The 5457-nt window shown below is 66.1% G+C and carries 7 protein-coding genes; 2 read left to right on the plus strand and 5 right to left on the minus strand.

Translation table 11 applies throughout. From position 1 onward, the window contains the following. The 5 genes from Q8M82_RS00590 to Q8M82_RS00610 all read right to left on the minus strand — a co-directional run. On the minus strand, nucleotides 1–345 hold a 345-nt coding region (locus Q8M82_RS00590; RefSeq protein WP_305689452.1), incomplete at its 3' end, for an Hpt domain-containing protein. A 20-nt stretch (nucleotides 346–365) separates the two neighbouring features. Then, nucleotides 366–725, minus strand: coding sequence for a response regulator (locus tag Q8M82_RS00595; protein WP_054210774.1), 360 nt, complete (start codon nucleotides 723–725; stop codon nucleotides 366–368). A 5-nt stretch (nucleotides 726–730) separates the two neighbouring features. Continuing rightward, nucleotides 731–1012 carry an STAS domain-containing protein gene (locus Q8M82_RS00600; protein ID WP_069055910.1) on the minus strand — a complete coding sequence of 94 codons (282 nt, stop codon included), beginning with the start codon at nucleotides 1010–1012 and terminating at the stop codon, nucleotides 731–733. Nucleotides 1013–1172: 160 nt separating this feature from the next. Then, nucleotides 1173–1640 (minus strand): response regulator, encoded by a 468-nt coding sequence (locus tag Q8M82_RS00605; protein WP_305689453.1) that lies wholly within the window; start codon nucleotides 1638–1640, stop codon nucleotides 1173–1175. A gap of 66 nt (nucleotides 1641–1706) precedes the next feature. Then, nucleotides 1707–3161, minus strand: coding sequence for a methyl-accepting chemotaxis protein (locus tag Q8M82_RS00610; protein WP_305689454.1), 1455 nt, complete (start codon nucleotides 3159–3161; stop codon nucleotides 1707–1709). A 243-nt stretch (nucleotides 3162–3404) separates the two neighbouring features. Between Q8M82_RS00610 and Q8M82_RS00615 the strand changes: the two genes are divergently transcribed. Continuing rightward, nucleotides 3405–4151: a superoxide dismutase gene (locus Q8M82_RS00615; RefSeq protein WP_305689455.1), complete on the plus strand. Its 747-nt coding sequence runs from the start codon at nucleotides 3405–3407 to the stop codon at nucleotides 4149–4151. Nucleotides 4152–4298: 147 nt separating this feature from the next. Next, a complete protein-coding gene (gene mbfA, locus Q8M82_RS00620; protein WP_305689456.1) occupies nucleotides 4299–5291 on the plus strand; it encodes an iron exporter MbfA in 993 nt (330 codons plus the stop codon). The last annotated feature ends 166 nt before the right edge of the window (nucleotides 5292–5457 follow it).

Here is a 5457-nt window from a genome sequence, read left to right on the forward strand (position 1 = left end):
CTCGAGAAGGTCGGGACGGGGCCGGGCCGGCTCGTCGTTGCGAGCGGCCGAAACGAGATCCGCCACAGCGTCCGAGCAGCGCAGGAACAGGGTGAAGGGCGCGTCCTCGATGGCCACGCGGCCCGACCTCAGATGGTCGAGCGAGGCCTCGAAGACGTGAGCGAAGGCGACCAGCTCGGTGCAGCCGAAGGCGCCGGCGCCACCCTTGATCGAGTGGATCGCCCGGAAGGCGGCATTGACATCCTCGGGATCCGTCGAGCCTTCGTCCAGAGCCTGCAGGCGCAGCTCCAGCGCGCCCAGGAGCTCTTCGCACTCCTGGAAGAAAGTCTGTTTGAGTTCCGCCAACGGATCCATGGACGCAAGCCTCAGTTCTGGTAGCGGGCGACGAGGCCGAGCAGCGTGTTCGGCTCGAAGGGCTTGACCATCCAGGCGCTGGCGCCGGCGCGACGGCCCTCGGCCTTGATCTCGGCGCCGTTTTCGGTGGTGAGCACGATGATGGGCGTGTTCTGGCCGGCCGGGCGGGCGCGACAGGCCCGGGTGAACTCGATCCCGTCCATCAGTGGCATGTTGAGGTCGGTGATGACGAGATCGGGCTTGAACTGGTCGAACTTGGCCAGCCCGTCCTCGCCGTTCTCCGCCTCGGCCACCTCATGGCCGGCATTGCGCAAAGTCAGGCTGAGCAGACTGAGCAGGGTCTTGGTGTCGTCGATCGCGAGAATGCGCATTCAAATCACTCCAGAACGAGAGCGCTGTGAGCGGGATCGAAACCGATCGCCCGCAGGGATTCGCGGCATTCTGCGGAAGCCGCCTTGAGCGAGACCGACAGACCGCGCGCCTTGGCGCTGGTCGCGGCGGAATGCAGCAACTGGACCCAGAGGCTGGGCAGCGGCCCGGCTTCGGCACACTCGACGGCGATGCTTTCCTTCTGCTCCAGCGCCACAAGCAGCTGATTGCGGAAGGTGGCCGCTTCGGAGCGGCCGAGAAACGTCGGAAGCGAGACGGTGATGACCATGAGACACGACCCAGGATTGCGCCACTCAGCATCGCGTCAGACTGGTAAAAATTTCCCTAACCCAACGACGTTGCGTCAACATTTTGGGAGAAACGGAGGCAGCGCGCGGGGATTGGGGCGCGCGCCCGGCTGCATCGATCCCTGCGGGAAAGCGCCTCGATCAGAACATGCTGTTGCTGATCGCCCGCGGGACCAGGGTGATGCTGCCGCTCGCCTCGCGGTATTTGCGGGGTATGTTGATGATCCCCGAGAGATGCAGCCACAGGTTGTTGGGCGAGATCGGCTTGGTGATGATCTCGTGCGCCCCGAGCTTCGCCGCCTGGAGCACCGAGCGGCGGTCCGGCTTCTCCATCATCACCAGCACCGGCGCCTTGGCGAAGGGGGAGGTCTTGAAGGAGCGGATGGCGGCGAGGCACTTGGTGCTGCCGTTGTCGGGCATATCCCAGTCGAGGATCACGATGTTGGGCTGCTTCTGAATGAACATCGTCGCGGCGGACGGAAGATCGGACGCCTCGAAAATGCGATGCAGCTGCGCCTGGTACAGCATCGTCCGGATGATGCGCCGGTAATGCGGACTCGGATCGATCAGCAGTACGGAAAGATTGGGAAATGACGGCGCGATATGCATGGCGCGGGACCCAACGACTTAACTCAACTCAACACACGTCACGCAGATGGCAGGCCGGTCCGATCGCTAGACATTGAGGCCGAAACGGAAGCCGCCCCAATGTCGGCCCTTCACCATGATCGGGGCGGACAGGTCCTCCATCACGAGAAACTGGCCGCCGCCCATGTCGCGGCGGTAGGTCTGGAGCAGAAACGGCTTGCGGTTGCGGGCCGCCGCCAGGCCGGTGCGGTCGTTGAAGATCCGCCGGTTGCGGCAGTTGGCGTTGTTCCACACCGGGTCATTCCCCTGCGGATGGGAGTATTTGGCGTTGTGCGTCGGCAGGAAGCCGTTGCGGTCGACCGCCGCGCAAAAAATGATCCGGCGGTTGGACGCCAGCAGCGGCTCCTGGATCGGCGGCAGCGCGCGGTCGCACAGCTTGACGAAACGCGTCATGTGCTGGACCGGGTCGCTGCCGGAGATGGGCTGATAGCCTTCGTCGAAGAGATCGGCCAGCGACAGCTCGCCCCGGTCGAGCGCCTGTTCGAACAGACCGCCGATGTGGGCGGCCGTCTCCATCGCCGTGGCGATCAGCTCGGATTGGGCCGTTCGGACGCCCGAGGCCGCGATGGCCCCGAGGATGCCCTCGCTGATCGAGACGAGCGCCTGCGCACGCTGGGACGCCTTGTCGAGGTTTTCTGAGGAGTGATCGACGCCGTCGACGAGCGCGCGCAGGTCTTCTCCAACCTTTGCGAAGGCGACGGCGTTGTCCCGGGTCGGGTTCGAGATCGCGTCGATCTCGGCGATCAGTTCGACGACCCCGCGGCTGAAGCTGTCGAGTTCGCCGATCTGCTGCGAGATCGACTGGCTCTCGTCGCTGGCGCGCCGGGCGGTCAGGGCGTTCTCTTCGCTCTTGCTCGCCAGCAGATCAACCGAGTTGACCAGCGCATCGAGTTGCTTGGAGCTCAGCGCAGTCGCGTCGCGCGTCTGCTCGGCGAGATGCTTGACCGCAGCCGCGATCACCGCAAAGCCACGGCCGGCGGCTCCGCTGCGGGCCGCCTCGACGCCGGCATTGATCGACAGGAGCTGGATTTCGCGAGTGATCGCCTGGATCGCGTCGCTGGAGGCCCGCACCTTGTGTGCGTCCGCGACGGCCTGGGCGAGAGCCTGCGAGATCGACTGGGCACCCTGCGAGAGAGCCTCGATATCGGCTTGCGCCGAATTGAGTCCGAGCCTGACGGAGCCGGTGACGCGCTCCAGGCCGTTGCGGACGGAAGACGCGGTCGTCTGCGCGCCTTCGGCCGCCTGCTGAATGGCGCGGTTTGCCCGCGACACCTGGTCGACGGCGGCCACGACGCGGTGCAAGCCCTGGGTCTGGCCGTCGAGCTGGCGGGTGACGTCGCCGATGCGTCCGGACATATCGGTGATCTCGGCGCCGAGCTTGCCGAAGCGCTCGGCGATCTCCCGCACGGCACCGGCCGCGGCGGCCTCGGCCGGCGAATCCTCATTGGCCGGCTCTGGGACGATTCGCGCGAGCGCATGCATGGTCGTCGGGTCCTTTTCGGGCCTCAGCAATCCGGCTAGACCTTAGGGAAACGCGGTAAACCGAGCGTTAATGCAACCTCCGGGCGCATCGGCGGTGAGCTCGCGCTGGTCGGCAGCCGCGTCAGAACAGCCTATGTCGGAACCGCGCCAGCCAGGAAATTGTCTATGCTGTGCATCCGCGGATACGGCTCCGGCATAACGTCGGAGCCAATCGATGCCGAAACCGCTCATGGAGGGATCCCGATGACCATCGCCCACACCACCTCACGCCGTACGCTCCTCGGCTTCGGGGCCGCCGCCTTCGCCATGGCCGCCGCACCCCGCGTCTGGGCCCAGACCGCCGCGCCCGCAGCACCGGCCGGCCCGTTCTCCCTGCCCAAGCGCGCGTACGAGGCAGCGGCACTGGAGCCGCATATCGACGCCACGACGATGGACATCCACTACACCCGCCACCACGCGGCCTTCGTCACCGCGCTCAACAACGCCGCCAAGGACCATGGTGTCCTCGCCTCCAAGCCGATCAACGAACTGCTCGGCGACATCGGCTCGCTGCCGGACGCGGTGCGCGTGCCGATCCGCAATGCCGGCGGCGGCCACGCCAACCACAGCATGTTCTGGGAGATCATGGGCCCCGGCGCCGGTGGCGCCCCCACCGGTGAGGTTGCCGCGGCCATCACCAAGGACCTCGGCGGCTTCGACAAGTTCAAGGCCGATTTCGAGGCGGCGGGCCTGCGCGTCTTCGGCTCGGGCTGGGTCTTCGTCACGGTCGACAAGGCCGGCAAGCTCGCTTTGCTCGCCAAGCCAAACCAGGACAGCCCGCTGATGGACAAGCAGATGGTCCTGCTCGGCAACGACGTCTGGGAGCACGCCTATTACCTGAAGTACCAGAACCGCCGTGCCGACTACCTCAAGGGGTGGTGGAATGTGGTCAACTGGGCGAAGGTCAACGAGCGTTACGCCGCCGCCAAGGCCGGCAAGCTGACCGTCTGATCCCAAGGGACTTTGATCTGGCTCACGATACCCGGCCGCGAGGCCGGGTATTTTCGTTTCGGGCACGGCCTCGATTGGGCCGGGGCCACTTGCGGACGAGCATCGAACACCATAATTTAGAATTATTCTAAACTGTGGATGATGGCCATGCTCTCCCGCTTTTCCCTGCCGAGCTTCGGCGGCAAGCGCCGTTTCGACGACCTCTCCGAGAAGCAGATCCTCGCTCTCGCGATTTCCTCCGAGGAGGAAGATGGCCGCATCTACGCGACCTATGCGCAGATCCTGCGGCAGGCCTACCCCGCCTCAGCCGCGATCTTCGACGGCATGGCGCTCGAGGAAGACGGACACCGCCAGCGCCTGCTCGCGCTCTATCGGCAGCGCTTCGGTGACGTCGTCCTGCCGATCCGCCGCGAGCATGTCGCCGATTTCTACGCGCGCAAGCCGGTCTGGCTGATCGAAAATCTCGGGCTGGAGCGGATCCGCGACGAAGCAGCCGACATGGAACGGCAGGCGCGGGACTTCTACGTCGCGGCCGCCGGCCGATCGACCGATGTCGAGACCCGCAGCCTGCTCGGCACGCTCGCGGCGGCGGAAGCCGGTCACGAGACCAAAGCGCAGGCCCTGACCGAGGAACATCTCGGTGGTGAGGCCCGCTCCGACGAGGATCTCGCCGCGAAACGCCAGTTCGTGCTGACCTGGGTCCAGCCGGGGCTGGCCGGGCTGATGGACGGCTCGGTCTCGACGCTGGCGCCGATCTTCGCCACCGCGTTCGCGACGCAGGACCCCCGCACCACCTTCCTGATCGGCCTCTCGGCCTCGGTCGGCGCCGGGATCTCGATGGGCTTCACCGAAGCCGCTCATGACGACGGCAAGCTCTCGGGCCGCGGCGCTCCCTGGAAACGCGGCCTCGCCTCGGGCGTGATGACGACGCTGGGCGGGCTCGGCCACGCCCTGCCCTATCTGATCCCGCATTTCTGGACGGCGACGACGGTGGCGCTGATCGTCGTCTTCGTCGAGCTCTGGGCCATCGTCTGGATCCAGAACCGTTTCATGGAGACACCTTTCCTGCGCGCCGCCTTTCAGATCGTTCTCGGCGGCGGGCTGGTGCTGGCGGCCGGTATCCTGATCGGCGGGTCGTAAGATCAAGGCCATTCCTCCAGCCCTCACCCTGAGGAGCGGGCGAAGCCCGCGTCTCGAAGGATGCTCCAGATGGTTCGCGAGCCTCCTGAAGCATCCTTCGAGACGCCGCTGCGCGGCTCCTCAGGATGAGGGCTGACGATTGTTACAAGGCCGGCGCCCTCGCCTC

The organism is Allobosea sp., assembly GCF_030694325.1.
In the GTDB taxonomy this organism is placed as follows: Bacteria; Pseudomonadota; Alphaproteobacteria; order Rhizobiales; family Beijerinckiaceae; genus Allobosea.